At 70.0% G+C, this 26,157-nt stretch carries 30 protein-coding genes; 9 read left to right on the forward strand and 21 right to left on the reverse strand.

Annotated elements, in window-relative coordinates; genetic code table 11:
* Positions 1 to 49 precede the first annotated feature (49 nt).
* From OG293_RS04990 to OG293_RS05040, 11 genes are read right to left on the reverse strand one after another with little or no spacing between them, the layout of a single operon-like run.
* Positions 50 to 1,399 carry an acetyl/propionyl/methylcrotonyl-CoA carboxylase subunit alpha gene (locus OG293_RS04990; protein ID WP_405997537.1) on the reverse strand — a complete coding sequence of 450 codons (1,350 nt, stop codon included), beginning with the start codon at positions 1,397 to 1,399 and terminating at the stop codon, positions 50 to 52.
* A 2-nt stretch (positions 1,400 to 1,401) separates the two neighbouring features.
* Complete coding sequence (locus OG293_RS04995) at positions 1,402 to 1,929, reverse strand: acetyl-CoA carboxylase biotin carboxyl carrier protein (RefSeq protein ID WP_405997538.1); 528 nt, start codon at positions 1,927 to 1,929, stop codon at positions 1,402 to 1,404.
* Complete coding sequence (accD, locus tag OG293_RS05000; RefSeq protein WP_405997539.1) at positions 1,926 to 3,662, reverse strand: acetyl-CoA carboxylase, carboxyltransferase subunit beta; 1,737 nt, start codon at positions 3,660 to 3,662, stop codon at positions 1,926 to 1,928. Before accD ends, OG293_RS04995 begins: the two co-directional genes overlap by 4 nt.
* Positions 3,663 to 3,675: 13 nt before the next feature.
* On the reverse strand, positions 3,676 to 3,987 hold the full coding sequence (locus tag OG293_RS05005; protein ID WP_405997540.1) for an antibiotic biosynthesis monooxygenase family protein: 312 nt from the start codon (positions 3,985 to 3,987) through the stop codon (positions 3,676 to 3,678).
* Positions 3,977 to 4,306, reverse strand: a complete 330-nt coding sequence (locus tag OG293_RS05010) for an antibiotic biosynthesis monooxygenase family protein (protein ID WP_405997541.1) — start codon at positions 4,304 to 4,306, stop codon at positions 3,977 to 3,979. The genes OG293_RS05005 and OG293_RS05010 overlap by 11 nt, the downstream gene beginning before the upstream one ends.
* Entirely contained in the window at positions 4,306 to 5,058 is a 753-nt protein-coding gene (locus OG293_RS05015; RefSeq protein ID WP_405997542.1) for an SDR family NAD(P)-dependent oxidoreductase, read from the reverse strand. The genes OG293_RS05010 and OG293_RS05015 overlap by 1 nt, the downstream gene beginning before the upstream one ends.
* A 34-nt stretch (positions 5,059 to 5,092) precedes the next feature.
* Positions 5,093 to 5,554, reverse strand: coding sequence for an anthrone oxygenase family protein (locus tag OG293_RS05020; RefSeq protein ID WP_405997543.1), 462 nt, complete (start codon positions 5,552 to 5,554; stop codon positions 5,093 to 5,095).
* A 15-nt stretch (positions 5,555 to 5,569) separates the two neighbouring features.
* Positions 5,570 to 6,037: an SRPBCC family protein gene (locus OG293_RS05025; protein WP_405997544.1), complete on the reverse strand. Its 468-nt coding sequence runs from the start codon at positions 6,035 to 6,037 to the stop codon at positions 5,570 to 5,572.
* Between the two features lie 35 nt (positions 6,038 to 6,072).
* Entirely contained in the window at positions 6,073 to 7,305 is a 1,233-nt protein-coding gene (locus OG293_RS05030; RefSeq protein ID WP_405997545.1) for a ketosynthase chain-length factor, read from the reverse strand.
* Between the two features lie 2 nt (positions 7,306 to 7,307).
* The gene (locus OG293_RS05035; RefSeq protein WP_405997546.1) at positions 7,308 to 8,585 is read right to left on the reverse strand and encodes a beta-ketoacyl-[acyl-carrier-protein] synthase family protein; all 1,278 of its coding nucleotides are present in this window, start codon (positions 8,583 to 8,585) and stop codon (positions 7,308 to 7,310) included.
* Entirely contained in the window at positions 8,582 to 9,016 is a 435-nt protein-coding gene (locus OG293_RS05040) for a cupin domain-containing protein (RefSeq protein WP_405997547.1), read from the reverse strand. Before OG293_RS05040 ends, OG293_RS05035 begins: the two co-directional genes overlap by 4 nt.
* A 190-nt stretch (positions 9,017 to 9,206) precedes the next feature.
* Here OG293_RS05040 and OG293_RS05045 point away from each other — a divergent pair, with 190 nt between their 5' ends.
* Together OG293_RS05045 and OG293_RS05050 are read left to right on the forward strand one after the other, a co-directional pair.
* Positions 9,207 to 9,593: a SchA/CurD-like domain-containing protein gene (locus tag OG293_RS05045; RefSeq protein ID WP_405997548.1), complete on the forward strand. Its 387-nt coding sequence runs from the start codon at positions 9,207 to 9,209 to the stop codon at positions 9,591 to 9,593.
* A gap of 10 nt (positions 9,594 to 9,603) precedes the next feature.
* Positions 9,604 to 11,031, forward strand: coding sequence for a multicopper oxidase family protein (locus OG293_RS05050; protein ID WP_405997549.1), 1,428 nt, complete (start codon positions 9,604 to 9,606; stop codon positions 11,029 to 11,031).
* Between the two features lie 66 nt (positions 11,032 to 11,097).
* Here the strand turns inward: OG293_RS05050 and OG293_RS05055 are convergent, their stop codons facing one another.
* From OG293_RS05055 to OG293_RS05080, 6 genes are all read right to left on the reverse strand, one after another.
* Positions 11,098 to 11,553: a DUF1772 domain-containing protein gene (locus tag OG293_RS05055; protein WP_405997550.1), complete on the reverse strand. Its 456-nt coding sequence runs from the start codon at positions 11,551 to 11,553 to the stop codon at positions 11,098 to 11,100.
* 5 nt (positions 11,554 to 11,558) lie between these two features.
* Positions 11,559 to 11,939: a SchA/CurD-like domain-containing protein gene (locus OG293_RS05060; RefSeq protein WP_405997551.1), complete on the reverse strand. Its 381-nt coding sequence runs from the start codon at positions 11,937 to 11,939 to the stop codon at positions 11,559 to 11,561.
* Entirely contained in the window at positions 11,939 to 12,694 is a 756-nt protein-coding gene (locus tag OG293_RS05065) for an SDR family NAD(P)-dependent oxidoreductase (RefSeq protein WP_405997552.1), read from the reverse strand. The genes OG293_RS05060 and OG293_RS05065 overlap by 1 nt, the downstream gene beginning before the upstream one ends.
* Complete coding sequence (locus OG293_RS05070; protein ID WP_405997553.1) at positions 12,691 to 12,951, reverse strand: acyl carrier protein; 261 nt, start codon at positions 12,949 to 12,951, stop codon at positions 12,691 to 12,693. The genes OG293_RS05065 and OG293_RS05070 overlap by 4 nt, the downstream gene beginning before the upstream one ends.
* The gene (locus tag OG293_RS05075) at positions 12,948 to 13,286 is read right to left on the reverse strand and encodes a TcmI family type II polyketide cyclase (protein WP_405997554.1); all 339 of its coding nucleotides are present in this window, start codon (positions 13,284 to 13,286) and stop codon (positions 12,948 to 12,950) included. Before OG293_RS05075 ends, OG293_RS05070 begins: the two co-directional genes overlap by 4 nt.
* A 229-nt stretch (positions 13,287 to 13,515) precedes the next feature.
* Complete coding sequence (locus OG293_RS05080) at positions 13,516 to 14,769, reverse strand: aldehyde dehydrogenase family protein (protein ID WP_405997555.1); 1,254 nt, start codon at positions 14,767 to 14,769, stop codon at positions 13,516 to 13,518.
* 797 nt (positions 14,770 to 15,566) lie between these two features.
* Between OG293_RS05080 and OG293_RS05085 the strand changes: the two genes are divergently transcribed.
* The 3 genes from OG293_RS05085 to OG293_RS05095 are packed head-to-tail and all read left to right on the forward strand — an operon-like array spanning position 15,567 to position 17,292.
* Positions 15,567 to 15,716, forward strand: a complete 150-nt coding sequence (locus OG293_RS05085; protein ID WP_405997556.1) for a hypothetical protein — start codon at positions 15,567 to 15,569, stop codon at positions 15,714 to 15,716.
* On the forward strand, positions 15,713 to 17,131 hold the full coding sequence (locus OG293_RS05090) for a hypothetical protein (protein ID WP_405997557.1): 1,419 nt from the start codon (positions 15,713 to 15,715) through the stop codon (positions 17,129 to 17,131). Before OG293_RS05085 ends, OG293_RS05090 begins: the two co-directional genes overlap by 4 nt.
* A complete protein-coding gene (locus tag OG293_RS05095; RefSeq protein WP_405997558.1) occupies positions 17,128 to 17,292 on the forward strand; it encodes a hypothetical protein in 165 nt (54 codons plus the stop codon). Before OG293_RS05090 ends, OG293_RS05095 begins: the two co-directional genes overlap by 4 nt.
* A gap of 3 nt (positions 17,293 to 17,295) precedes the next feature.
* Here the strand turns inward: OG293_RS05095 and OG293_RS05100 are convergent, their stop codons facing one another.
* The 3 genes from OG293_RS05100 to OG293_RS05110 form a co-directional block, all read right to left on the reverse strand.
* On the reverse strand, positions 17,296 to 18,162 hold the full coding sequence (locus OG293_RS05100) for a BTAD domain-containing putative transcriptional regulator (RefSeq protein WP_405997559.1): 867 nt from the start codon (positions 18,160 to 18,162) through the stop codon (positions 17,296 to 17,298).
* Between the two features lie 29 nt (positions 18,163 to 18,191).
* A complete protein-coding gene (locus OG293_RS05105; RefSeq protein WP_405997560.1) occupies positions 18,192 to 18,953 on the reverse strand; it encodes a thioesterase II family protein in 762 nt (253 codons plus the stop codon).
* Positions 18,954 to 19,070: 117 nt separating this feature from the next.
* Positions 19,071 to 19,892 carry a BTAD domain-containing putative transcriptional regulator gene (locus OG293_RS05110; protein ID WP_406003506.1) on the reverse strand — a complete coding sequence of 274 codons (822 nt, stop codon included), beginning with the start codon at positions 19,890 to 19,892 and terminating at the stop codon, positions 19,071 to 19,073.
* A 351-nt stretch (positions 19,893 to 20,243) separates the two neighbouring features.
* On the opposite strand from OG293_RS05110, the gene OG293_RS05115 reads away from it, so the two are divergent.
* The 3 genes from OG293_RS05115 (at position 20,244) to OG293_RS05125 (ending at position 24,171) form a co-directional block, all read left to right on the forward strand.
* Entirely contained in the window at positions 20,244 to 20,558 is a 315-nt protein-coding gene (locus OG293_RS05115) for a hypothetical protein (protein WP_405997561.1), read from the forward strand.
* A gap of 6 nt (positions 20,559 to 20,564) precedes the next feature.
* On the forward strand, positions 20,565 to 22,820 hold the full coding sequence (locus tag OG293_RS05120) for a TOMM precursor leader peptide-binding protein (RefSeq protein ID WP_405997562.1): 2,256 nt from the start codon (positions 20,565 to 20,567) through the stop codon (positions 22,818 to 22,820).
* Between the two features lie 106 nt (positions 22,821 to 22,926).
* The gene (locus OG293_RS05125; RefSeq protein WP_405997563.1) at positions 22,927 to 24,171 is read left to right on the forward strand and encodes a sensor histidine kinase; all 1,245 of its coding nucleotides are present in this window, start codon (positions 22,927 to 22,929) and stop codon (positions 24,169 to 24,171) included.
* A gap of 51 nt (positions 24,172 to 24,222) precedes the next feature.
* Here OG293_RS05125 and OG293_RS05130 read toward each other — a convergent pair whose 3' ends face one another.
* Positions 24,223 to 24,828, reverse strand: a complete 606-nt coding sequence (locus OG293_RS05130; RefSeq protein ID WP_405997564.1) for a response regulator — start codon at positions 24,826 to 24,828, stop codon at positions 24,223 to 24,225.
* 125 nt (positions 24,829 to 24,953) lie between these two features.
* Between OG293_RS05130 and OG293_RS05135 the strand changes: the two genes are divergently transcribed.
* Positions 24,954 to 26,153: a cytochrome P450 gene (locus OG293_RS05135; RefSeq protein WP_405997565.1), complete on the forward strand. Its 1,200-nt coding sequence runs from the start codon at positions 24,954 to 24,956 to the stop codon at positions 26,151 to 26,153.
* Positions 26,154 to 26,157: the final 4 nt, after the last annotated feature.

Raw genomic sequence — 26,157 nt, forward strand, 5'->3', positions numbered from 1 at the left:
ACCGAAGGCCCGGCCCCGAGCGGGCCGGGCCTTCCTCAGGATCCGCGCGTCAGTCCCCGCGACGCTCGTCGAGGAACGAGGTGTTGTGCTTGCCGTCCCGGAAGACCGGATCGGCCAGCACGTCCCGCAGCAGCGGAATCGTGGTGTGCACCCCGGGCCCCACGACACGGAACTCGGCCAGCGCCCGGTCCATCCGGTCCAGCGCCTCGCCCCGCTCCGGCGCCCAGGCGATCACCTTGGCGAGCAGCGAGTCGTACTGGGAGGGCACCCGCCAGCCCGCGTAGCCGTGGGTGTCGACCCGTACGAAGGGGCCGCCGGGCGGGACGAACTCCTCCAGCAGTCCCGGGCACGGCGCGAAGTTGCGTGCCGGGTCCTCGGCGTTGACCCGGCACTCGACGGCCGTTCCGCGCGGGAGGAGGTCCTGCTGCTCGAAGCGCAGCTCCTCGCCCGAGGCGACCTTGATCTGCTCGCGTACGAGGTCCACGCCGAACACGGCCTCGGTGACGGGGTGTTCCACCTGGATGCGGCAGTTCATCTCCATGAAGGAGAAGCCCTCGTCGTGGACGAGGAACTCGAAGGTGCCCGCGCCGGTGTAGCCGACCGCGCGGGCCCCGCGCACCGCCGCCTTGGCCATGGCCTCGGACAGACCGGGGTGCAGCCCCGGCGCCGGGCTCTCCTCGATGAGCTTCTGGTGCCTGCGCTGTACGGAACAGTCGCGCTCGCCGAGGTGCAGCACCTTCCCGTGACCGTCCGCCAGCACCTGGACCTCGATATGGCGCGCGCTGTCGCAGAAGCGCTCCAGATACACGCGGTTGTCGCCGAACACGGCCTGTGCGGTGGCCCGGGTCTGGCGGTAGGCCGGCAGCAGGTCGCAGGTCTGGCGTACGACGGTCATGCCCCGGCCGCCGCCGCCCGCCGCGGCCTTGATGATGAGGGGGAATCCGATGCGGCCCGCTAGGTCGGTCGCCTCGGTGGCGCTGTCGACCGTGCCCGGACTGCCGGGCAGGACCGGCAGCCCGGCGTCCGTCATCAGCGCGCGGGCCACGGCCTTGTCCCCGAGCCGGGACAGGACCTCGGGTCGCGGGCCGATGAAGACCAGACCGTTGTCGGCGCAGATCTCGGCGAAGTCCGGGTCCTCGGAGAGGAATCCGTAGCCCGGGTGGATGGCGTCGGCTCCGGTGCGCAGCGCGGCCTCGATCACCGCGGGGGCGGACAGATAGCTCTTGCGGGGCATGCCGGGGCCGATCTGCACGGCGGTGTCGGCCGCGCGCACATGGGCACTGTCCTTGTCTGCGGTGGAGTGGACCGCCACCGTGCGGATGCCCATCTCACGGCATGTCCTGATGACCCGCAGGGCGATCTCGCCCCGGTTGGCCACCAGGACCGTGTCCAGAGTCACCGTCACTCCTCCTTGTCGCTGCCGGGGAAGGCCTCGGGGTCGAGGAGGACCAGGGGCTGGCCGTACTCGACGGGCTCCCCGTCCTGCACCAGCACCTCGACGACCCGTCCGGGCCGGGTGGCCTCCACCGGGTTCATCAGCTTCATCGCCTCGATGATGCCGAGCTGCTGTCCGATCCCTACGTGATCGCCGACCTGGACGAAGGGGGCCGCGCCCGGTGAGGGCGCCGCATAATACGTTCCGACCAGCGGCGCGCATTCGTGGAAGCCGTCGAGCGCTTCCTCCTCCGCGCGGGGCGCCGACGCGTCGGTGCGGAGTCCGGGGGCCGCGTCGCCCTCGTCCCACTCGACTTCCACGCTGGCCGCGCCGAGCGCCACACGTACCCGGCGGGGGTGGCTGGGTCCGACCCGTACGACCTCCGCGATGCTGCGGCAGATGTCGGTGAGGGCCAGCCCACTGGTGTCGTAGTCCAGTCCGGCGAGCGGGTCGCCGGACCCGTTGCGCACGCTGTCCTTGGTCACTTCGGTCATCGGTCTCTCTCCGTAGTACCTGCCGTTGCGGTTGCTCCTGTTGACGTCTGCAGGTGCGCCCCGTCCGCGAGCCCGAAGGCGCGGAACCGGGCGCGGCGGGCCGCGTTGGAGCCGGTCGTGCCGCGCAGGTCGCGCAGCGCCACGACGACCGCCCGGCGTACCGCGTCGCTCATCACCGTGGTGTCGGTGTGGCCGCCGCCCTCCGGCTCGGGGATCACGCCGTCGACCACCCCGAGCCGCAGCAACGAGGCCGCGTCCAGGGCGAGTTCGTCGGCAGCGACGGCGGCCTCGGCCGCGTTCTTCCAGAGGATGGCCGCGCATCCCTCCGGACTGATCACGGAGTAGGTCGCGTTGGCGCAGACCAGGACCCGGTCGGCGACGCCCAGCGCCAGGGCGCCGCCGCTGCCTCCCTCGCCGGTCACCACGGCCACCACGGGGACGGAAAGCGAGCCCATCAGGCGGAGGTTCTCGGCGATGGCGTTGGACTGGCCGCTCTCCTCGGCGGTGAGTCCGGGATAGGCGCCGGGGGTGTCGATGAGGGTGACGATCGGCATGCCCAGCTTGGCCGCGAGCCGCATCAGCCGGGCGGCCTTGCGGTATCCGGCGGGCGCGGGCATACCGAAGTTACGGCCGACCAGTTCCGCGGTGGTGTGGCCCTTCTGGTGGCCGATCACCATCACCGGCAGACCGTCGAGCCGGCCGATTCCGCCGACGATCGCCGGGCACTCCTCGCCCGCGCGGTCGCCGTGGAGTTCGACGAAACCGTCGAGCCAGTAACCGATGTGTTCCAGCGCCGTGGGCCGGCCTGCCTCGCGGGCGAGCTGGACGCACTCCCAGGCGGGCAGCTGGTCGAGGAGCTGGCTGTCCCGGACCACCGGGTCCTGTTCGCCCGCGCCCCAGCTCGGCCCCGGCTCCTCGGTGGCGGCGAGCAGCCTGCTCAGCCTTCCCCGCAGTTCGGTGCGCTGCCAGACGTCGTCGACCAGGCCGTGTTCGAGTAGGAACTCGGCGGTCTGGAAGCCCGGCGGAAGCTTCTCCCGGATGGTCTGTTCGATCACCCGGGGCCCGGCGAAGCCCATACGTGCCCCGGGCTCGGCGACGACCACGTCGGAGAGCGTCGCGAAGGAGGCGGCGACTCCGCCGTAGGTGGGGTCGGTGACCAGGGTGATGGTGAGCAGCCCCGCCTCGTCGAGTTCGGCGAGGGCGTTGCTGGTCTTGGCCATCTGCATCAGCGAGAGTGCGCCCTCCTGCATCCGTGCTCCGCCGGAGGCGGTGACGATGAGAAGGGGCGTACGGTCCTTGAGTGCGGTCTCGGCGGCGGTGGTGACCGCTTCTCCGGCGGCGACACCGAGGCTGCCGCCGAAGAACCGGAAGTCCATGACTGCGGCCACGAGCGGCCTTCCCTCGATGCGGCCGCGCACGACCAGCACCGAGTCCTGCTGGCCGGTCGCGCGGCGGGCCTGGTCGAGGCGCTCGGCGTAGGGGCGCTGATCGACGAAGTCCAGAGGGTTGGTGAGGGTGGCGGGTACGGCGACGGGCTGCGCGACGCCCCCGTCGAAGAGCTGCCGGATACGGCTGGGGGCGTCGAGACGGGCGTGCGCACCGCATTCGGGGCAGACCTGCAGCAGACGCGCATAGCGTTTTCCGTAGACCAGGGAGCGGCACTGGGAGCAGGTCACCCAGGCCGCCGGCTCGCTGTCCGCGGCGGTCCTGGCCGGTCGTGCGGTGGTGGTCATCGGAACTTGCCCTTCAGTAGGACGCGTCGACCTCGTAGATGCCGAACGGCACGGCGAGCCGGGTGTCGCGGTACGGACGCAAGGGGGCGGTGTCCTCCCGGTGCCCGGCGCCCTTCTCCCAGCGCCGGAACGACTCCAGATCCGCCCAGCGGCTCACGACGATCAGCGCCGTGGGGTCGGCCGGGGAGCGCAGCAGTTCGTTGCCGAGCATCCCGGGGACCTGCGCCAGTCGCTTGCTGACCAGGTGGTACGCCTCGCGCACCGCCCGGAGCTGCTCGTCGTCGTGAGCCGCCTGGTGGACCAGTACGCGCACTTCACCGGGCATGTGCGGACGCCTTGCCCTCGATGTGGGTGACGACGCGCATCGTGTGGAACTCGCCGCCGCGCCGATAGGGGTGGAGCTTGGCGCGGTGCTCCAGGTGGGCGGGGCTCTCCTCGAAGGCCCGGAAGCGCGGCTCGTCCACCCAGTCGCTGATGATGTAGTAGCTGCTCTGCGCGTCGGTGGCCTTGGAGAGCCACTGGCCGAGGTTGGCGGGGTGACCGGTGACGGCGTCGGTACCGGCGAGCCACTCGCGCTCGAACTCCTCCTCCAGACCGGGTTCGATGTCCATGCGCAGCAGTACCCGGAAGACGGTGGAGGCCATCAGGAGATGCCTCCGTCCACACTGATGGTCGCGCCGGTGACATAGCGGGCCAGATCGCTGGTGAGCCAGAGGATCGCGCCCGCGACCTCGTCGGGGGTGCCGAGCCGGCCGAGCGCGGTCTTGGCGCTGTACCGCTCGATCATCACCTTCCGCTGCTCCTCGGGCAGGGCGTACAGGTTCTCGGTCTCCACCACGCCGAGCGCGACGATGTTGAACCGGATGCCTCGGCCGCCGAACTCCTTGGCCAGCGATCGGTTCAGTCCCGCCAGCGCCGCCTTGGTGGCGGTGTAGTGGGAGCGCAGCGGTATGCCGGCGTCGACGGCCTTGGAGCCGATGCTGATCACCGATGATCCGGCTCCGAGCAGTGGGAGCGCGGTCTGGATGACGAGGTGGGAGCCGGTGAGGTTGGTGTCGACGATGCGTCGCCACTCCTCGAACGACAGGTCCTCGTACGGGATGTGGCTGATCGCGCCCGCGTTGTTGACCACGAGGTCGAGGTGTCCGTAGTGCGTACGGGCGTGCTCGACGAGGGCCGTGACGTCCGCGGGGTCGGCGACATCGGCCCGCACCACATGGTGCGCGCCGCCGGTCTCCTTCAGTTCCCTCTCCAGGGACGACACGGCGTCGCTCTCCTGCCGGTAGCAGGTGAGCACATCGACGCCGGCCTCTGCCAGCGCCCGTACGATGCCCCGGCCAACCCCTCGGGTGCCGCCGGTGACCAGGGCTTTCTTGCCCCTCAGGCCGAGATCCATGGTTTCCTCCGTAAGCGTCACGAGCGTCAGGGCGTCAGAGCAGCAGGGCGAGAGCGGAGCAGTTGACAAGGAGGGCGAGCACGGTGATCACGCTGCGCCGCTGGTTCCACGCGCCCCAGTTCCAGCGGGGGTCCATCGCCTCGAAGTCGTCCGGGAGGTGGTCCGGATCGAGGGTCTGCACCCACTTGTTGACCGGGACGTTCTTGGTGAGCGAGATGGTGACCGTGACGGCGGCCAGCACCGCGCCGACGATGAACAGCACCCGGACCGCCCGGTCGGGGGCCAGCACGGCGAGGGCGATGTCACCGATCAGCGTGCCGAGCAGGCACAGGGGCATCGCCGGGTCGTAGCGGCTGGCGAAGAAGGCATGGGCATGGACATATCGATCGGCCGGGAGTGCCGCGAGCAGCGGCCAGCCGCCCAGCTGGGTGCCGAACAGCACTCCGGCCGCGAGGCCGTTGAGCAGCACGACCGCCGGGACCAGGAAGGCGAGCATGCGCTACCTCGCCTCCTAGCGAGCCTCGGCCCGGCGGGTGGCCGCGGCCTCGACCTTCTGCTTGATGAGGTCCATCTGGACGGCCGTGTTGCGGTTGAGGTGCTCGGTCATCCCCGAATCGCTGGCGGGGGCTTCGGGCTTCATATGGAAGTCCTGCACCCAGCGCATACGCACGCCGTCCTTCTCCTGGGTGTACTCCCAGTAGATGCGCATGTACTCGAACGGCCCGGTCTCGACCCGGTGCGCGTGTACGGTCCTGGCGTCAGGGTCGGGGATGCGCCGTGAGACCCAGCTCCAGACGTTGCCGTCCTCGTCCGGGTGCATCGTGAGGCGGAAGGTGATCTCCCGGTCCTGCTCGTCCAGCACCTCGACGGAGGCGTACTCACTGAACAGCTGCGGCCAGGACTTCAGGTCGTTCGTGATGTCCCAGACCAGTTCCATCGGCGCGTCGATCACAATGCTGTTGTCGGTGTGGCCCGCCATGGCGGCCTCCTCCCGGTAGTCGGTGTGCCTGTGCGTCAGTCCGCGCGCCCGAGGACGAGCGCTGCGTTGAATCCGCCGTGGCCGCGGGCGACGACGAGCGCCGTGCGCAGGTCCTGGCGGCGCGGTTCGCCGAGCACCAGATCGATCTCGATGCCGGGCGCCGGGGCGGTGGGTCCCACGGTGTGCGGGACGACCTGGTCGCGCAGGGCGAGCAGTGCGGTGGCGACGTCGAGTGCGGCTCCGCCGCCGTAGAGCCGCCCGGTCAGTGTTTTGGGCGCGGTGACGGGGACGCCTCGGGAGCCGAAGAGGGCGGTGAGCGCCTCTGACTCGGCGAGGTCGTCGCCCAGGACGCCGAACGCGTCGGCGAAGACGACGTCCACGGCTGCCGGTTCGAGGTCCGCGTCGGCGAGCGCGGCGGCGATGGTGCGACGCAGGGCGGGCGGTCGCTCGGAACCGGGCGGCGGGTCGAACCCGGCCGCATAGCCGAGCACTCGGCCGTAGATCTGCTGCGCACCGCGGGCCTCGGCGGCCTCGGCGCTCTCGACGAGGAGCATCGCGCCGCCCTCGCCGGGCAGATAGCCCGAGGCCTCGGAGTCGAAGGGCAGGTAGGCGCGGGTGGGGTCCTGCACGGTGGACAGCCGTCCGGTGGAGAGCTGGGCGGTCAGTCCGTACGGGCACAGTGACGCGTCGGTCCCGCCGGTGACGACGAGACGGGAACCGCCGCGGATCAGCCGCCGGGCCTGTCCGATGGCGTCGAGGCCGCCTGCCTGTTCGCTGCAGATCACTCCGCAGGGGCCGCGCAGCCCGTGCCGGATGGAGACCTGGCCGGTCGTCGCCGCATAGAACCAGGCGATCGACTGGTAGGCGCCGACCCAGTCGGGGGCGTGCTGGTAGAGGCTCTCCATCTCCCGCTGGCCGAACTCGGTGCCGCCGGAGGAGCTGGCGGTCACCACGGCCAGTTCGTACTCGGGGAGTTCGGCCGGGTGCACATCGGCGTCGTTGATCGCGGCCTCGGCCGCCGCCAGCCCCAGATGGGTCCAGCGGTCGGTCTGCTGAATCAGCCGGCTCGGCACCTGCTCCTTGGCGACGAAGTGGGGCACCTCGCCGGCGAGCCGCACCGGATAGGCCGACGGGTCGAAGCGGCTGATGCGCCCGATGGCCGTCGTCCCGGCGAGTACGGAGGCCCAGTGGGCCTCGGCGGAGAGCCCGGTCGGCGCGACGACGCCGAGGCCGGTGACGACCGGGGCCTGTGCAGCGGTGCTGCTCACCGTCAGCTCCTCCCGTTTCGGACCACACCCGGGCGGGCGAGGAGCATGGCGCTCTGGAAGCCGCCGAAGCCGCTGCCGACGCTCAGCACCACGTCCATCCGGTGCTCGCGGGCGGTCACCGGCACATAGTCCAGATCGCACTCGGGGTCGGAGGTGTGCAGATTGGCGGTGGGCGGGACCACCTGGCGGTCGAGCGCCAGCGCGCACGCCGCGACCTCGATGGAGCCGATGGCGCCCAGGGAGTGGCCGACCATCGACTTGATGGAGCTGACGGGTACGTCGTAGGCGTGCTCGCCCAGAGAGCGTTTGAAGGCGGCGGTCTCGTGCCGGTCGTTCTGCTTGGTGCCCGAGCCGTGGGCGTTGATGTAGTCCACGGCGGTGGGGGCGAGCCGGGCCTGGTCGAGTGCGACCTGGATGGCCTCGGCCATCTCCCGCCCGTTGGCCTTGAGTCCGGTCATGTGGAAGGCGTTGCTGCGGCCCGCGAATCCGACGAGCTCGCCGTAGATCCGCGCACCGCGCCGCTCGGCGGACACCTTCTCCTCCAGGACCAGCACGGCCGAGCCCTCGGCGAGGACGAAGCCGTCGCGGTTCTGGTCGAACGGCCGCGAGGCGTGCTCGGGGTCGTCGTTGCTGGGCGAGGTGGCCTTGATGGCGTCGAAACAGGCCGAGGTGATCGGGGACAGCGGGGCGTCGGTGGCGCCCGCGAGCACCACGTCGGCGGTGCCCTCCTCGATCAGCTGCGCGCCGTGGCCGATGGAGTCCAGTCCGGAGGTGCAGCCGGTGGAGATCAGGGCGACGGGTCCCTCCGCGCCCACCTCCCACGCCACTTCGACGGCCAGGGTGCTCGGCACCATGTACCCGTACAGATGCGGCACTCCGTAGGTGTGGTCCACCAGCCAGTGCTTGCCCGCGTCACTGAGCAGGACGTACTCCTCCTCAAGGCCCATGGTGCAGCCGACGGCGCTGCCGATGCTGACGCCGATCCGCTCGGGCGGGGTGTTCGCGAAGTCGTAGCCGCTGTCCTCGACCGCCTCGCGGGCGCTGCAGACGGCGAACTGCGCGGCCCGGTCCATGCGGCGGACCTGGCGCGGCGAGAGTCCGGCCTCCACCGGGTCGAAATCGGCCTCGGCGGCCACCTGGGACCGGAAGGACGACGGGTCGAACAGTGTGATCCTGCGGGTCGCGGTGCGGCCGGCGGAGATCAGGTCCCAGAAGGCCTCGCGGCCGACCCCGCCCGGCGCCACCACCCCGATTCCTGTGATGACGGCCCGCCGGCTCACGCGGCACCGCCCACCTGGGGGTTGGGCTCCTGCGGCCGCTGGACCTCTTCGACGTCCACGTGCCCCAGTTCGGGGCGCGGGGCGAGCGGGGAGAGGTGGAAGGCGGCGTGTGCCGTCTCCTTGCCCGTGTTGACCAGTCGGTGGCGTACGCCGACGGGTACGAGGAGCGAGTCGCCCGGGCCGAGGCCGATGGGCGTCCCGTCGAGGGTCATCTCCAGTTCTCCGGAGACGACATGCAGGAACTCCTCGGAGTACGGGTGGTAGTGCGTGGTGATGAAGTCGCCCGGTTCCAGGCTCAGCACTCCGCCGAAACCGGAGGTGCACCCCACGGTCCTGGGGCTGAGCGTCGTCCGGATGTCGCCGCCGCGCCGAGTGTTGTGCTCGACCTCGTCGGCGTGGACCCGGACGGTCCGCGTGATCTCGGTGGTCACTGCCGGCCTCCTCAACAGCCTGTTCTTCAGCGCCAGCACGTTCGCAGTCCTGCCTACAGAGCTGCTCGAAGCCGCGTTGACGCAAAGCGGCCGTCGCGGGCGGGATCCGGGTGTACTCGCGCTCTAGCACCCGGCGAGCGGGATGCGGCGTATTGGCGAGGCAAGACTTCGCCCACCTGAAGGAGCTGGCATGCCGTTCGCCGCGATCACGTACGACATCAAGGCCGGGTACGAGAAGGAGATCAGCGAGATCTTCGGCGCCTTCCGCCGGGTGGGCTCCCCCGTCGTCAAGGGCGAGGGGGGCGGCGAGACTGCCCGCATTCTGGCCACCGCCGTCTTCATCCGCGACGACACCATGGTCCGTTTCATCGAGTACGACGGCGATCTGGACGCCGTTGCCCGGCACATGGCGACGCAGCCCGGTGTGCGGGAGGTCGAGGAGAAGCTCGCCCCCTATCTCACCAGGCCCCGGGACACCGGAACGGTCGAGGGTTTCGTGGCCACCTTCAAGCGGTCGCTGCTCACGTGCATGGCGCAGATCTCCGTACGCGACGCTCCGGCCCGGTCAGCGAACTGAGGGAGAATTCGTGCTCAACCGCAGGCAGTTACTCAGAAGAGGCGCGGCAGCGGGGCTGCTGGTGGCGGCGCCCGCCGGACTGATCGTCGGCGGGAGGCCCGGCTCGGCCGAGGCCGCCACCGCCGCGTTCACGGTCCCGTTGGCGGTACCGAGGCCACTGCGCCCGGCCCGGCGCGCCGGCCGTGATCTGTACCGGCTGGTGACGCAGGAGGGCGAGGCGGCGATCCTGCCGGGTGCCCGCACGAGGATCCGCGGCTTCGGCGGCACGCTGGCGCCGCTGATCGTGGCCCACCGGGACCGTCCGGTCGTCGTCGAGCTGGGCAATCGGCTGGCCGAGCCGTTCGCGCTGCACCTGCACGGAGGGCATGTGCCGGTCCACTCGGACGGCCACCCCAAGGACCAGATCGAACCGGGCGGCCGGCGCACCTACTGCTACCCGAACGCCCAGCGCGCCATGACGCTGTGGATGCACGACCACACCCATCACGCGCATGCGGAGAACATCTACCGCGGCCTGGCGGCGACCTACCTGCTCACCGACCGCTTCGAGGAGCAGCTGCCACTCCCCAAGGGGCAGTACGACGTGGTGCTGCAGCTGCGGGATGCGAAGTTCGACGAGAACAACGCGCTCGTGTACGACATGCACAGGCCCGAGGACCGGCCGACGATCCTGGTCAACGCCCGCCCCAGGCCGTACTTCGAGGTCGCGGCCCGCAAGTACCGGCTGCGGCTGGTCAACACCGCCAATGAGCGTGGCTTCTTCCTGCGGCTGAGCGACGGTACGCAGGCGGGCGCGGAACTGGTCCAGATCGCGGCCGACGGCGGCCTGCTGCCGGCCCCCGCGCCGACCGGGGCGCTCGCGCTGTGGCCGGGCGAGCGCAACGAGGTCGTCGTCGACTTCTCGCGCTACCCGGTGGGCACCGAGCTGGTGCTGGAGAACCTGGCCGCCTTCGAGGGCGAGACTCCGGAGGTCATGCGGTTCGACGTGGTGCGCACGGCCCCGGATCCGAGCTCGGTGCCCGCGGCGCTTCGGCCCGCGCCGGACCTGGGCACGCCGGCGGTGCGCCGGGACTTCCATCTCGCCTTCGACCCGGCGAGCGGGCAGCATCTCATCAACGGAAAGCCCTTCGACATCAGCCGCGTCGACATCCGCCCTCGGCTGAATGTCACGGAGGTGTGGACCATCCGCAACTCCGACACGCTCGGCATTCCGCACTCGCTCCACCCCCACCTGGAGCAGTTCCGGGTGCTGAGCCGTGACGGCCGGCCGCCGGCGCCCGGCGAGGCGGGGCTGAAGGACACGATCACGGTGATGGCGGGCCAGTCGGCGGAGATCGCGTTGCGGTTCACCGACTACACCGGCCCGTACATGTACCACTGCCACATGCTCGGTCATCAGATGATGGGCATGATGGGCCAGATGGAGATCGTGAGGTAACGGCGAACGGCCCTGTGCACAGGCCCGGGAGGGCTTGTGCACAGGGCCGTTCGGTGTGCGGGTCCTTCAGAGGGTGGCGACCGCCGCGGCGTTGAGCGCCAGGGCCAGGACGGCCAGCAGTGTGCGCAGGAGGTGCCAGCGCCGCCACAGCGGGCGCGGGTCCTCCCAGTCGGCGGGCAGCTCGTCCGGGTTCTCGACGGACTTGACCCGGCGGTTGATCGGGACGTTGCACAGATGGGACACGGCGGAGACACCCAGCAGCAGCACCGCGGCGGCCCCGAACAGTGCCTGGGCCGCGCCGTCGTCGACGGTCAGGGCGAGGACCGCGGTGAGCAGTGTGGAGGTGAGGACGACCACCGGCATGGTCGGGTCCCAGTTGCGGCCCAGCAGTTTGTGCGCATACACATAGGTGCCCGTGTCCATGGCGAAGAGCGCGGGCAGCACGCTCAGCGCGACGGCGAAGAGGACTCCCGCGGTGACACCGCTGCCGAGGAGTACCGCTGTCCCCAGCACCTCGGTCATGGGGTTCAGGCCCCCGCCGGGTGGGAGTCGACGGTGAGCTGCGCGATGGAGCGCATGGTGGCGTCGCGGAAGTACGCCGCGAACGCGGCCGGCGATGTGGTGTCGCGCTCCTCGGCCAGATAGGGCTGGAGCTTCTCCTCCAGGATGTGCACGCCCTTCTGGGTGGCCATATGCCGCCCGACGGCCGCGAAGTCGCCCTCGTAGTGGATGACGCGCACCATCACGTCGTCCTTGATGAACACTCCGGTGCCCAGCAACCGTCCGGCGGCAGCGCCGTCGCCGTCCTTGAGGTCGGGGGTGTCCACGCGCGTGAAGTGGGCGAATATGTCGGCGATCTCGTCTTCGTGACCGGGCTTGACCCGGTAGGTGATCGCTGCGTACGGCATCAGATTCCTCCATCGACGGTGATCGTGGCACCGGAGACATAGCGGGAGGCGTCCCCCGCAAGGAACAGCACCGCGCCGGCCACGTCCTCGGGGCGGCCGAGCCGGCCGAGTGCGGTCATCGCGGCGATCCGCTCCCGCAGTTGCGGCGGGAGGTCCCCGCCGGGCTCGCTCTCGGTGACGCCCGGAGCGACGGTGTTGACGCGGATGCCGCGCGGCCCGAGCTCCTTGCACAGCGCCCGGCCGAAGCCGACGAGGGCCGCCTTGGACGCGGAGTAGTGAGCACTGAACGGCCGGCCGCGCAGGGCCACCGAGGAGCCGATGTTGATGACGGACGAGCCTTCGGCGAGCAGGTTGAGCACGGCCTGCGTCACGAGATAGGCGGAGGTGACGTTGTGGTCGAACAGCCGCTGCCAGTCGGCCACTTCGAGATCACCGAACTTTGCGTGCCCGTCGACGCCGACATTGTTCACCAGCACGTCGAGCCCGCCGAACCGCTCCTCGCAGGCTTCGGCGAGCTTCCTCGCGCCCTCGGCGGTCGTGACGTCGGCGCGCACGGTCAGATGGCCCGCGCCGAGTCCGGTGAGCTCCCCGGCGAGTGTTTCGGCGGCCTCGCCGTCCTTGCTGTGCCCGGCCACCACCTGTGCCCCGGCACGGGCGAAGGCCAGAGCCGTCGCCCGTCCGATGCCACGGGTGCCGCCGGTGATGAGCACGCGCTTGCCGGTCAGACCCGTGGTGAGGCCGTCGTCCGTGCTCATGCCGCCTCAGGGAGGTTGGCATTGATCATCTTCAGCAGGAGGCGCGGGGTCTCGGCCTCCACCACGGCGTCGTCGGAGAGCTCGACCCCACGCTCGCGCTTGATGACTCCGGTGACCTGGAGCAGCGCCAGCGAGTCGTAGCCGAGGTCGATGAAGGAGACGTCCAGCACGGCGTCGCTGTCCAGGTCGATGCCCTCGGACTCACCGGCGCATTCGCGGAGCTTGTCGGCAAGCTCCGCCAGAGTGAACTCGCTCACTGGATCCGGCCTCCGTCTTTGGTCCAGATGTAGAAGGGCTGCGCCATCGCGTCCTTGGGCTCCCGCCAGTTGGGGTCGTACGGCGAAACGCACTCGGCGAGCCGGGTGTTGATGTCGTCGTACAGCGGGTGGCTGCGAGCCTGGTACAGACGAGGGCTGATGTCCTCGTCGGCCTCGACAAGATGGAAATAGAGATCGTGGAAGGCGAACAGCGACCGCCGCGTCACACCGATCATGTGGGGCAGCTCGCTGGAGTCCGAGTCCTGGAAGATCTTGGCGATGTCGCCGGCCTTGCCCGGCTCCATCCGAGCCACTATGAGCGTCCGGTGTGCCACCGTCGGCCTCCTTCGTGGGATGTGCTGAAAAGCCCTGCGGTTGGCGGGCTGGTCACAACCGTGGCAGGCAGCGCTGGAGCTCTGCTCGATCCACCGTCCAACTTGAGGTGAGAAGTAAGGAAATCATCGAGCTCGACGGTGCGCACACGCTCGAGGTCGGGGCTGCGCCAGGAGATGTCGTCACGGACCGGACGGAACCGGTCGTGCCCGCCCGCCCGGGTCATGAGGCTCACCGCAGCGGTCCTGTGATCACCGACTGCCGCAGCCCGGCCTCCGCCGACAGGAGCAGCGGTCGGCCGATCAGCCGTCCGTCGCGGCGGATGCTGCTGGCGTGCACGCCGTACCCGCCGAAGGGCTGGTTGCCGTTCTCGGCGTCGAGCGTGGTGGCGTTGCGGCTGATCACGCCGGTGCCGAGGGTCTCTCCCGTCAGCCGCGGCTCGCCGAGCGCGCAGACGTACATGCCGCGCTCCAGCTCCTGCGGGCTGTGCGCCCATTCGCGGAGCATCTCCGGGTCCTCGTACGGCACGATGCAGAAGACGGGCGCGAACAGCTCGGGCGGATGGAAGTCCACACCCTCAGGGAAGACCAGCAGCGACGGCTCGACCAGCAGCCGCTCCAGGTCCACCTCGCCGCCGCTGACCACGTGGTCGGCGTTCTCGGTGAGAAACGCGGCGGCGCCCTGTGCGGCGCCGTCGTAGACCAGCGGGGTCAGCACGGTGTCGGGCCAGCTGCGTGCGCCGACGGTGAGGACGGACAGTTCGGCGCGCAGCTGCTCCACGATCGCGTCGAGGCGCAGCCGGTGCACAAAGATCACGTCCGGGCAGAGGCAGTCCTGGCCGGAGTTGTAGAGGCGGGCCCGCAAGATCGCGCGGCAGGCGGCGCCGGGGTCGGTCCGGGGGCCGACGATCAGGGGGTTGGGCCCCGAGCCCATGACGAAGAAGAGCGGCCGGTCGCCCACGGACTTCATGACGTCCAACGCAGTGGAGGGCCGGCCGGTGAAGACCACCGCATCGGACTCGGTGCAGATCGGTTTGAACTGTCGCCGGGAGACGTCGACCAGCTTGATCCGCCGGGCGAGGTCGGGGTCGAGGCGGCTGCTGATCAGTTTGTGCACGGCGTGGGCGGTGTCCCGGATGCGGGCGGAGGGGCGGATGACCACCTCGTCGCAGTAGAGACCGGGGATCAGACCGAACAGGGCATAGGAGTAGAGGATGTTGTTCGACGGCAGAAAGATCGAAAGCCGCGACAGCTGGGGCGGGCAGTTACGCGCCAGCTCCCAGGGCGCGCCGGTCAACGCCCCCACGGATCGCAGGAGTTCGTCGCGGGCGCTGCTGTAGGTGGCCACCCGGGTGAGCAGCGACAGGAGTTCGTCGCGGCAGCTCAGCAGGGCGGTGGCCGTCCTCATCGCCATCTCGTGCGCGGCTTCGAGGTTGGGCCAGGTACGGGTGAACGACTCCAGAACCGGCATGGACGGATGGCTCATCGCGCTGTCTCCTCGCGGCACAGGGGATGTCGGCGGAACCGACGAACCGGCGGCATGCGGAAGGGCTCCAGCCTCTCTCGAGACCTTCCGTCTAGTTTTTCTGCGGCTCTCGGCAGATGAGTCCGCAACTCGGCCCGGTGCAGCGATGAATAACAGAGTAAACAGCAGAAGGAATATGTGTCCAGAAGGAAATGGAGAAACGGCGGGGCAGAGATTCGGCAGCCATGGAAATACCCACGCGCGCTCTCGGAGGGCCGCCCCTGGATGACCCGGCCTCAGCCCATGCCCTTCGGCGGCCGGCCCGGCGGCTGCATGGGCCGCCGCTGCGCACAGCCGAGGGCCGAGGCGGCCGGAGCGGCCGGCGTGAGCGCCGACGGCGCTTCGGGGAACGCCGTGCTCACCCGGGCCGCGCCGGGCAGCTCCAGCTGTCCTCAAGAGCGTCCGGCTAGCGTGCAGCGGCCGTCAGCATCGTTCACCAGGAGCGCCGCTATGCGTGAGTCCCCGCGGAACCGGCTGCTGCTCCGACGTGCCCTGTCCCTGTTCGCCCTGCCCACCGCGGGGACCCCCGCAGCTACGCCATGGGCGGCCCGCTGGTGATCTCTTCCTTCCGCTCTCCGCACTCCACCATTACACCGAAGTCCGCGGAATGTTCGGCTGTCTCTCCGCGGGAATCGGCCTCGGGGTTTCACTCGGCGGCTTTCTCGCCGCCGCATTCGGGCGCTTCGGGCAGGGCGCCGTCCAACTCGCCCCTCGCCTTTGCCTCTTCCTTCCTCATCAGAATCAGGAGTCAGCCTGACATGGACACCACCGAGACACCCGAACGGGTTCAGCACTCCGGTATGACAGTGGTAGCCGCGCTGTCCCGGGCGACGGGCATGGAGGAGTTGCTTCCGGTCGTTGCCCGCGCCATGGGCCCCGCATCGTCGCACCGTGGGCGGCGGCCATGACCAGCACCGCCCCGGTCCCGGCCGGGGCCGGTCATCCGTGGTTCCACGACCCGAAGCGGCCCGAGCCGTCGACTCTGCGGACGGCGTCGCCCTGCGAGGTCACGGCAATGCTGCGCGAGGAGCTGGCCGGACTGGACGTCTCGCTGCCCGGGCCATGGCTGCCGGCGCAGCCGTTCGTGCTGCCGCGCCGTTCGTACGACGAACTGTTCGACGTCTCCCGGACGCTGCTGGCGCTCGTACGCCGCGCGGTGCTTGCCCTCGGAAGCAGCTGGCCTGCCCGGGCGGAGGCGCTCGGGGCTCGGGCGGAGGACTATCCGCTGCTGTCCGGGCAGGACAACACCGAAACCGCGTACTGCTCGATGATGGCCCGCCCGGACGTCGTGATCGGTGAGGGTGGTCCGCGGCTGCTGGGGTTCAGTTTCAGCGGGACCTTCGGCGGGCCGAACGAGTCGCACGGTCTGAATGCCGTGTGGCAGCGCACCCACAGTGAGCGCTTCTTCGGGCACGATCCGCTGGTGACCCGCGTGCGGGCCTTCGAGGATGTGTGCCGAAGCCGCGGGCTGCCGCGGGCCGTGGCCGTCGTCGGAAGTCCGGGCGACCTCCAGGACGACGCGGACATCCGCTTCCAGGAACGGGAGCTGGAGCAGTTCCGCCGCCGTGGCTTCACCGCCGACTTCTTCGAGCCCGACCGGCTGCCCGGCGCGCTCGGCCGCCCGGGGAACCTCCGCTACCCGCTCGGGCTGCGCACCTTCGCCACGGCGGACTGGACCGAACGCGGACAGAGCCTGCGTCCGGTTCATGACGCCCAGCGGGCGGGTTTCCTGATGCTGCCACCGCAGAGCAGCGGACTGCTGGCCAACAAGAAGGCCCTGGCGCTCGTGTCGGAGGGCCGTCCCTGGATGACCCGCGCCGAGCGCCGCGTCGCCGACCGGCATCTGCCCTGGACCCGGATCACGATCCCGGGGCGCACGGGATGGCGCGGCCTGGAGCACGAGCTCCCGGAGCTCGTGCTCGCCCGTCGGGAACGGTTCGTGCTCAAGGAGGCCATCGGCATGATGGGCCGCGAAGTCCTCGTCGGCCGCCACACGGCCCCCGAGGACTGGCGGCAGGCCGTCGAGGCCGCTTTCACCGCCGAGGACAGCGTCATCCAGGAGCATGTGGAGCCGTCCACGTGTCCCCTCGAACTCACCGACGGAAGCGGCGCCTTCACCGCTCGCGTCACGCCCGTTCTCAGCCCGATGCTCTTCGGCGACCGGCCCGGCGGCTGCTGGGCGCGCTATCTGCCCGACGACGCCTCACTGAGTGCGTCCCGCGGTGTGATCAGCGTCGGCGGGGCGGGAGCCACCGAGAACGTGGTGCTGACCTGGGCGGGGCCCACCGGTGCCGCCGCGCCCGAGGAGGCGGGCGGGCGGTGACGCGACGGCAGGATCCGTACCCGCTCGTGGTGGGACGCCCTCGGACCGGGTCCCGCCGCGGCCCGCGTGTCCTGGCCCGCGAGCGGCTCTCCGGCTTCCTGCCCCGTACCACGGGGGAGATCGTGTGTGTCGACGGCGGCTTCCACGCCACCGGGGCATGAGCGTCAGCGAGCTCGCAGCATGCGTTCCACACCCGCCCCCATGCCCATGCCCGCGCCCACACCGATCCGGACGGGCTCGGACTGGATCTCCAGTTCGAGTGAGGATTCCAGCATCGCGCGCTGAAGATGCTGCAGCCGGGGCGAGGGGTCGAGCCCCAGCTCCTGGGAGAGCACCAAACGGAGCCGCTGGTAGACCTCCAGGGCGTTGCCGCGCCGGCCGGAGCGGTAGAGGGCGAGCATCAATTGCCCCTGGGTGTCCTCGTGCATCGGATGCTGGGCGGCTAGGCCCGAGAGCTCGCCCACCAGCTCATGGTGGCGGCCGAGCCGCAGATCGGCCTCGATGCGCTGGTTGAGGATGCTCAGGCGTGACTCCTCGAGCCGGGTGGCCTCGATCTCCAGCAGGTCTCCGCACTGCACATCGACGAGTGCGGGGCCGCGCCACAGGGCGAGCGCTCTGCGGAAGGAGTCGGACGCCACGGAGCAGTTGCCGCTCTCCAGGGCGCGGTGGCCGCTCCCGGCGAGCCGTTCGTACTCGCTGACGTCGACCACACCGCCCTGGGTGTCGAGCAGGTAGCCGCCCGACTCGGTGACGAGGATGCTCTTGGCGCCGTTGGGCAGTTCGGGCCGGCGGGTGCCCGCGATGGCCGCGGCGATCAGATTGCGCAGCTGAAGAATGTAGGTCTGCAAGGTGGTCTGGACGCTGCGCGGGGGTGCTTCGCCCCACAGCTCCTCCACCAGTGCGCCCACCGATACCACTTGGTCCGGATGCATGGCGAGCAGGGCAAGGACCTTGCGTGGTTTGACTGCAGTGGGGACGACAGAGACCCCCGACTGGACGACCCGGCACGGCCCCAGCACGCTGATGTCCATATCCGCTACCCCCTTCGAGGCGTTCAGGCTCAGACGATCGGATGAGGTGTGGCAAGACGGCGCAGCTCTGCCGCGAGCAACATGGGCAGGTCCGCGTCACGGACGAAGAAGTGACCGCCGGGGACCGTCCGCAGATCGAATCCGGCGCTCGTGTAGCGGCTCCATGCGCCGACCGCCGTAGCGGTGGCGACCTTGTCCTCGGCACCCGCATAGGCGTACAGAGGGCTGGGCAGCGCGTCGCCCGGGCCGTCCCGCAGGCTGCGGGCGAGCTGGAGGTCGTCGCGCATGGTGGAGAGCAGGATGCTCAGCCACTTGGGCCGCTCGAAGAGATAGGGCGGCAGGGTGCCGTACCGCGCGAGCGCGGCCAGCAGCAGGTCGTCGGGCAGATCTGCCTGCTCGACGAGCGGGGTGGGCAGATGGGGCGCGGCGCAGGCGCCGACACCGACGAGAAGGGGCGGCCGGTGCCCGGCCCGTACGCGCCTGAGCGCGAACCGGTAGGCGACCAGCGCGCCGAGGCTGTGCCCGTAGAAGGCGTGCGGACCGTCCAGCAACGGGCCCAGGTGGGTGTCGAGTTCGCCGAGCAGTTGTCGGGCGTCGACGATGCGGGTTTCCCGCAGCCGGGTTTCGCGGCCCGGCAGGCGTACGGGAAGCACCTGTACGTCCGCGGCGAATCGGGGGCGCCAGCGTGCGAAGGTGAGCGCTCCGGCTCCCGCGTGATGGAAGCAGAAGAGCCGGAGCGTCGGTTCGGGCAGCTCCCAGGTTCCGGGCGACACCGCGAGATAGTGGTTCACGTCGCCTCCTCACACCGCACCGGTTCTCGACTACGCGGGCCCCGATCGTCACGACCGTCGCTGGAAGGCCGCTTGACCGGAGCTGGAGCGAGAGGGAGCGGGTGTTCCGGGTGCGCGTCAGCCGGTGAGTTCGCCGTCACTGCCCAGACGTCCGGAGCCGCTCCACACGTCCATGGCTTCCTCACCTCGGAGGATGGCCTGGTGAAGCCGCTGAATGCGCGGAGAGGGCTCAAGGCCCAGCTCCTCGATCAGGGTTTCCCTAAGGCTCTTGTAGGCGATCAGCGCATCGCAGGAGCGGCCGTCCGCGCAGTAGGCGAGCATCTGCAGTGCCCGCAGGCTCTCGTGCAGAGGGTGGCGTTCGCACAGCGCGCACAGTTCACCGAGGACTTCCCTGTGCCGCCCCAGCCACAGGTCGGCGCCGATGCGCCGCTCCAGTGCCCCGAGCCGGCTCTCCCTCAGTCGGGTCACCTCGATGCCGAGGTGACGACCATGGGGTACGTCGGCCAGGACGGGGCCGCGCCACAGCTCCAGGGCCGCGGTGAGACTTCCCGACGCCGCGGCCATGTCCCCGGCTTCGTACGCGGTGTGACCGGCGCGGGTGAGCCGGTCGAACTCCAGGGCGTCGATGTCGGACGGCTCCGCGTTGAGCAGATAGCCGCCGTGCCGGGTCACCAGCACGTTCTTGTCCCAGACACCGGTTGCCCCGGGGACCGCCGCGCGCAGTCTGCGGCGCAGCTGAAGGACGTACGTCTGCAGCGTCGTCGGCGCACTGCGCGGCGGTCCCGCGCCCCAGAGCTCCTCCATGAGGACCGGGACGGGCACGATGTGCTGCGCGTTCAGGGCGAGGAGGGCGAGGATCTGACGCGGCTTGGAGGCGGTGGGGAGCACGGAGACTCCCGCGGCCTCGCCGCGGAAGGTTCCCAGCACTTCGACTCGCACCGTACGCCCCCGGTTCGGCATGGCCTTTTTCCTCACCCCGTCGGACAGTTCCTCGTCGTCGAGAAGCTGTTTCCGGGAGAGTCCCACGCGGCACAGGGGGAGGAACAGTGACCAGCTCACAACCCCGGTATGGAGATCACCGGGATCAGGCCTATGAAATCTTCACATCCAGGGTGATGACGTCTCCACTGTTCGATTCAAGTCACCCGAACGCACACTGCTCTCGTATGCGCAGCCGAACATCCGCACGGGACAACCACCACCCGGCACCGTTCACATCACGATGGGAGCACCATGATGTCTGGTTACGCGCCCAGCGGAACCGCAGCTCAAGGGGTCTGCACCGGCTCTGTGGAACACGACTGGCGTTTCGCCGAACTCGTCGCGCGCAGCTTCCTGCAGCCGGAACTGGCACTGCGGTACGCCCTGGAGCCGCGCAATGTTCTCGCCGAATTCGGTATTCCGACCACAACCGACAGTGCGATTCCCGCTCTGCCGGCGGAGGCCGACACCGAAGTCACCATCATCAGCCTGAGTTCCACCGCAGAGCTGGACCCGGCCTGTGCCGTTCCGGGGGTGAAACCGCAGCCCTGCACATGCGGAACGAGGCTCGACTTCGTCCCCGAGCCGGTGCGAGCGGGCGCCGTCGGCACCCTGCCCGTGTGAGCCGACGTGGATTCTCTTTGGCCAAGAATCGGGTTCAGGCGACACCTCACCACCGCCGTCGTACCGGGCGAGGCGACCTATCTGGTCTCCGAACAGGGTGTCACCGCGTTGGAGGGCGAGGCCGTGGCGGTCCTCGCTCCTCTGCTGGACGGCAGCAGGGACATGCCCGCGCTCGTGCGGGACACCCGGGGCCTGCTGTCGCCTTCTGAACTCGGCAGTCTCCTGGGGAAACTGACACAGGCGAATCTGGTGACCGGGTGCGCAGCGCCGCTACAGGCCGACTCCCCCGACAAGGACGCAGCCGCGTTCTGGGATGCGGCCGGCCTTGAGGCGACGAGCGCGGGGGACGCCCTGACGCGGGGCCGGGTGTACCTGGTCGACCTCTCGTGTCAGAGCGGGCCGGCCACCCGGGACGCCTTTCTCGACGTCGGGGTCGCTCTCAGCGGCTCCGACGGCTGTGCCCTGACGGTCGTCCTGTGCGACGACTATCTCCTGCCCCGGCTGGGGGAGATCGACGAGGAGCAGCGCCGCACCGGCCGGCCGTGGCTGCTCGCCAAGCCGCACGGCGTACAGCCATGGATCGGGCCGGTGTTCCAGCCGGGCCAGGGGCCCTGCTGGAACTGCATGGCCTACCGGCTGCATCACCACCGGCAGCCGGAGCACCACGTGGGCGAGGCGCTCGGATTGTCGTCACCGCCCGGACCGCCGCGCGCGGCCATCGCCGCGAGCCGCTCCCTGGCACTGCAGGCGATCGCTGTGGAGGCGGCGAAATGGGTTGCCGGCTACCGCGACAAGAGCCAGTTGGCCATACGACTTCTGGACACTCTCCAGCTGGGCATCCGGGCACATCCCGTCAGCCGACGGCCGCAATGTCCCCAATGCGGCGATCCCCGTCTGGTGGGGGACCGGGTACTGCAGCCCGTCACCCTCGTTCCGCGCCCCAAGAAGGCCCTCACCGGCGGGGGTCACCGGGCCCTGACGGCCGAGCAGGTCCTGGCGCGCTACGAGCACCTCGTGGGCAGGGTGACCGGTGTGGTCGGCTCTCTTCAGCGCGCGCCCGGCTGCCCCGACTTTCTCAACTCGTACCACTCAGGCCCCAATCCGGCACTGACACACCGCAGTCTCAAGGCGTTCCGGGCCAGTCTGCGCAGCCAGAGCGGCGGCAAGGGGGTCACGGCACTCGACGCGAAGGTCGGCGCGCTCTGCGAGGCGGTGGAGCGCTACTCAGCCACCCTGCACGGCGATGAGCCGCGCATACGCGCCACTTTCACCGAGCTGGCCGGGGAGGCGATCCATCCCAATGAGTGCCAGCTGTACCACGAACGGCAGTACGCGGGCCGCCTGCAGTGGAACGCCGTACAGTCCTCGTTCCAGTACATCTGCGACCCGTTCGACGAGAAGGCGCCCATCGACTGGACGCCGGTCTGGTCGGTCACCCAGGGGCGCCGGCGCATGGTTCCGACCGGGATGCTGTACTTCACCCCGCCGCCCGCGAAGGGCCCGTGCTTCACGCTGGCCGATTCGAATGGCAACGCGGCGGGCAGCAGCCTCGAGGACGCCGTCCTACAGGGCTTCCTCGAATTGGTCGAGCGCGACTCCGTGGCTCTGTGGTGGTACAACCGCACCTCGCAGCCCGAAGTGGACCTGGACTCGTTCCCCGACCCGTGGATCGACGGGATCCGTGCCGAGTACGCCTTGCTCAAGCGGGAGTTCTGGGTCCTCGATCTCACCTCCGACCTCGGCATTCCGTCGATGGCTGCGGTCTCGCGCCGCACCGACAAGCGGGAGGAGGACATCATGTTCGGGTTCGGCTGCCACTTCGATCCCGATATCGCGCTGCGCCGGGCGCTGACCGAGATGAACCAGTTGCTGCCCGCCGTACTGGAGCCGCCCTGCGCCGACGACCCCGCACTTTTCGACTGGTGCACGCGGCGGACCCTCGCCAACCAGCCCTATCTCGGGCCCGACCGGAAAATGCCTGCCATGGGCCGCGCCGACTACGGCTACACGCTGCGTGCGGACCTGCTGGAGGACATCCGGGCCGCGGAGAAGCTGGTACGGGAGCGCGGAATGGAACTGCTCGTCCTCGACCAGACGCGCCCGGATCTGGAACTCCCGGCAGTCAAGGTGCTGGTCCCCGGATTGCGCCACTTCTGGGCACGCTTCGGTCCCGGAAGGCTCTATGACGTACCCGTACGTCTGGGACGGCGGACCACACCGATTCCCTACGAGGAACTCAACCCGATACCGCTGTTTGTCTAGTAATGACAGTCACGGCCCCGCAGTGCTCGCCTAGGATCTGAAGCACGCTTCGCGGTGCGACGGGGGTCTCATGCATGACGTGAATCGAACCCAGGAGAGACAGCACTTGCACAGCGCAGACCGCCATGATCCGGCCATGCCCCGGCCCGGCGGAGACGCGGGCCTGGCTCCCAGGATCGCCCTGGGAATCCTGATGATCGCCCTGGGCAGCGTGCTGGCCGCCGCTACCCTGCATCTGCTCACCGTGCGGCAGAGCCTCTCCGAACTCTTCGTGGGTGTGCCTGCCCTGCTCGGCATGTTCGTCTGCCAGGTGGTGCTCTCCGCGCCCAGACGGGTACGGCTCAAGCGCAGTCAGCAGTACTGGATCCTTGCCGTCCAGATCGTGCTGAGCTACCCGCCGATTCTGCTCATGGGCACGGCATGGGTCGGCATCACCGGCTTTCTCGCCGGATCGCTGCTGCTGGTCCTGCGCGCACCCTGGTCGTGGGTGAGCGCAGGACTCGCGGTGATCAGCACGATGAGCCTGACCACCGCCTGGTCGGGCAAGACCTACCTCGACGTCGCCTACATCGGCATCTCCACCGTCATGGTCGCGGCGCTGGTCTACGGGCTGACCTCGCTCTCCGAAATGGTCGCCAAACTGCGCAGCGCGCAGCAGGAGATCGCCCGCCTCGCCGTGGAGCAGGAGCGGCTGCGGTTCGCCCGCGACCTGCACGACCTGCTGGGCTACAGCCTCTCGGCGATCACCCTGCGGAGCGAACTGACGCTGCGTCTGGTCGACCAGCATCCCGCCAGGGCGCGTGAGGAGCTGTCGACGGTCCTGGAGATCTCGCGGCAGGCGCTCGCCGACACCCGGCAGGTCGCCCGGAGCTACCGTGACATGTCCTTCCCCGCCGAACTGGCCTCGGCACGCTCGGTGTTCGGCGCGGCCGGGATCGACATCGACGTCGACTGCACGCTGGTGGACCTGCCCGACCAGGTCGGTACGGTCCTCGCGACCGTCCTGCGGGAAGGAATCACCAACATCCTGCGGCACAGCTCGGTTCGGCACTGCCGTATCAAGGCGCACAGCGCGGGGGACGGCGCCGTGCTGCTGCATGTGAGCAACGACGGGGTCGCGGCCCCCGCCGGTGGGCCGTCCTCGCACGACGGGAGCGGCCTCGGCAATCTCTCCGCACGTGTCGTGGCGATCGGCGGCGGACTCACCGCCGGCGTGCGGGACGACGGTTGCTTCCACCTGATGGCGAAGGTGCCACTGGACTGCGGGGTGAGCCGTCGGGTGCCCCGGCCGCGGCTGCTGGTGGACCAGGGGCTGCGCAAGTCCGGCGAGGGGACGCGCAGCGCCGTCTGAGCATTCTCCGCGAACCTCGGGTTGCGGGTCCCCGCCCGGTCGGCAGGGTGCTCAGAGCCAGCCCTGCTCCCGGGCGATACGGATCGCGTCGACGCGGTTGCGGGCCCCCAGTTTGGTGACGACCGTCGTCAGATAGTTCCGTACGGTCCCGACCGTCAGATACAGGCGTCCGGCGATGTCGGGTGCCTCGGCCCCGTCCGCCGCCATCCGCAGCACCTCGGTCTCCCTGGCCGTGAGGGGATTGTCCCGCGCGGCCCAGGCATCCAGCGCCAGCTGCGGGTCGATCACCCGCTCCCCCACCGACACCCGCCGTATCGCGTCGGCCAGTTGGCTCGGGGGTGCGTCCTTGAGGATGAACCCCGACACCTGCGCCTCCAGGGCCCGGCGCAGATTTCCGGGGCGGCCGAGGCCGGTCAGGATCAGCGTGCGGCACGCCGGGTGCTTCGCGTGCACCTCCGCGGCTGCCGAGAGGCCGTCCATCCCGGGCAGGTCGATGTCGAGCACCGCCACATGAGGGTCGTGCATCATCACCGCGGGCACGATGTCCCCTCCCGTACCGACCTCGGCGACGATCTGGATGTCGGGCTCGAGATTGAGCAGAGCGACGAGTGCCCCCCGAACCATGTGCATGTCCTCGGCCAGAACCACTCTGATCATGTGCGATGGTTCACGCAGCACTCGGCCTCCCCCAGCCTGCCATCAGCGAGGCTGACAATACCTCTCCGAGTCGCTCTGAACACCAGCTCGAGCACAACCCGAGTCGCAGGTCGGACGGTGTGGTCATGCCCGAGGAATCAGCCGTGCGCAGCTATCCGCCCCCACGCCGGTCGGCGACCGGCATCCCCGAGGAGTACGCGCGACTGCGCAGCGACGCTCCGGCCGCGGACGTCGTGATGCCCAGCGGTGACGGAGCGTACCTGTTCAGCCGGTACGACGATGTGCGTACGGTGCTCTCCGACGCCCGGTTCAGCAGGGCGGCCACGGTGCTTCCCGAGGCGCCGAAACTCACCGCCGTCCCATTCGACGCGGGCGGTCTGTTCACCATGGACCCGCCCGAGCACACCCGGCTGCGCTCCCTGGTCTCCAGTGCCTTTACGGCGCGCCGTGTCGACCTGCTGCGGCCTCGTATCGAGGAGCTGGCGGTCGGTCTGCTGGAGGTCATGGCCGAACGGGGCGGTCCGGTGGACTTCAACGAGGCGTTCGCCTTCCCGTTTCCCGTCGCCGTGATCTGCGAGCTGCTCGGAGTCCCCTTCGAGGACAGGGAGTTGTTCCGCGGCTGGTCGGACGCGATCCTGTCGCTCACCGCACACTCTCCCGAGCAGATGACGGAGCGCAAGCTGGCGCTCGTGAGCTATCTGCAACAGCTGGTGGAGGACAAGCGGCGGCGGCCGGGCGACGATCTGCTCAGCGCGCTGGTCCTCGTACGGGACGAGGACGGGCCTCTGGCCGAGCACGAGCTGATCACCATGGCGATGACCCTGCTCGTCGCCGGGCACGAGACGACGGTCGGGGTGCTGGGCGCTTCGGTGTTCACGCTGCTGAGGCACGACGGCGGCTTGGCCCTGGTGCCCGGCTCGCCGGAGGAACTGGGCACGCTCGTGGAGGAGTTGCTGCGGATCAATCCCATCGGCGACGGGGGTCCCCTGCGGGTCACCACGGCCGAGGTCGAGGTGGCGGGCAGGGTGGTTCCGGCGGGCAGCGCGGTCATCGGAGCGATCTGCTCGGCCAACCGGGACGAGAGCCGCTTCCCCGATGCGGACCGCTTCGACCCCGAGCGGCGCGCAGCCCCGCACCTGGCCTTCGGCCATGGTCCGCACTACTGCCTCGGAGCCCCGCTGGCACGGGCCGAGCTGCGGATCGCGCTCTCCGCGCTGGCCCGCCGCTTCCCGGATCTGCGGCTGGCCGTGCCGGTGGGGGACATCCGGATGCACACCGGGCTGCTCGTCAACCGGCTCGCCTCGCTGCCGGTCGACTGGAGCTGAGGCA

The sequence above is a fragment of the Streptomyces sp. NBC_00829 genome, assembly GCF_045161795.1.
GTDB lineage: Bacteria > Actinomycetota > Actinomycetes > Streptomycetales > Streptomycetaceae > Streptomyces.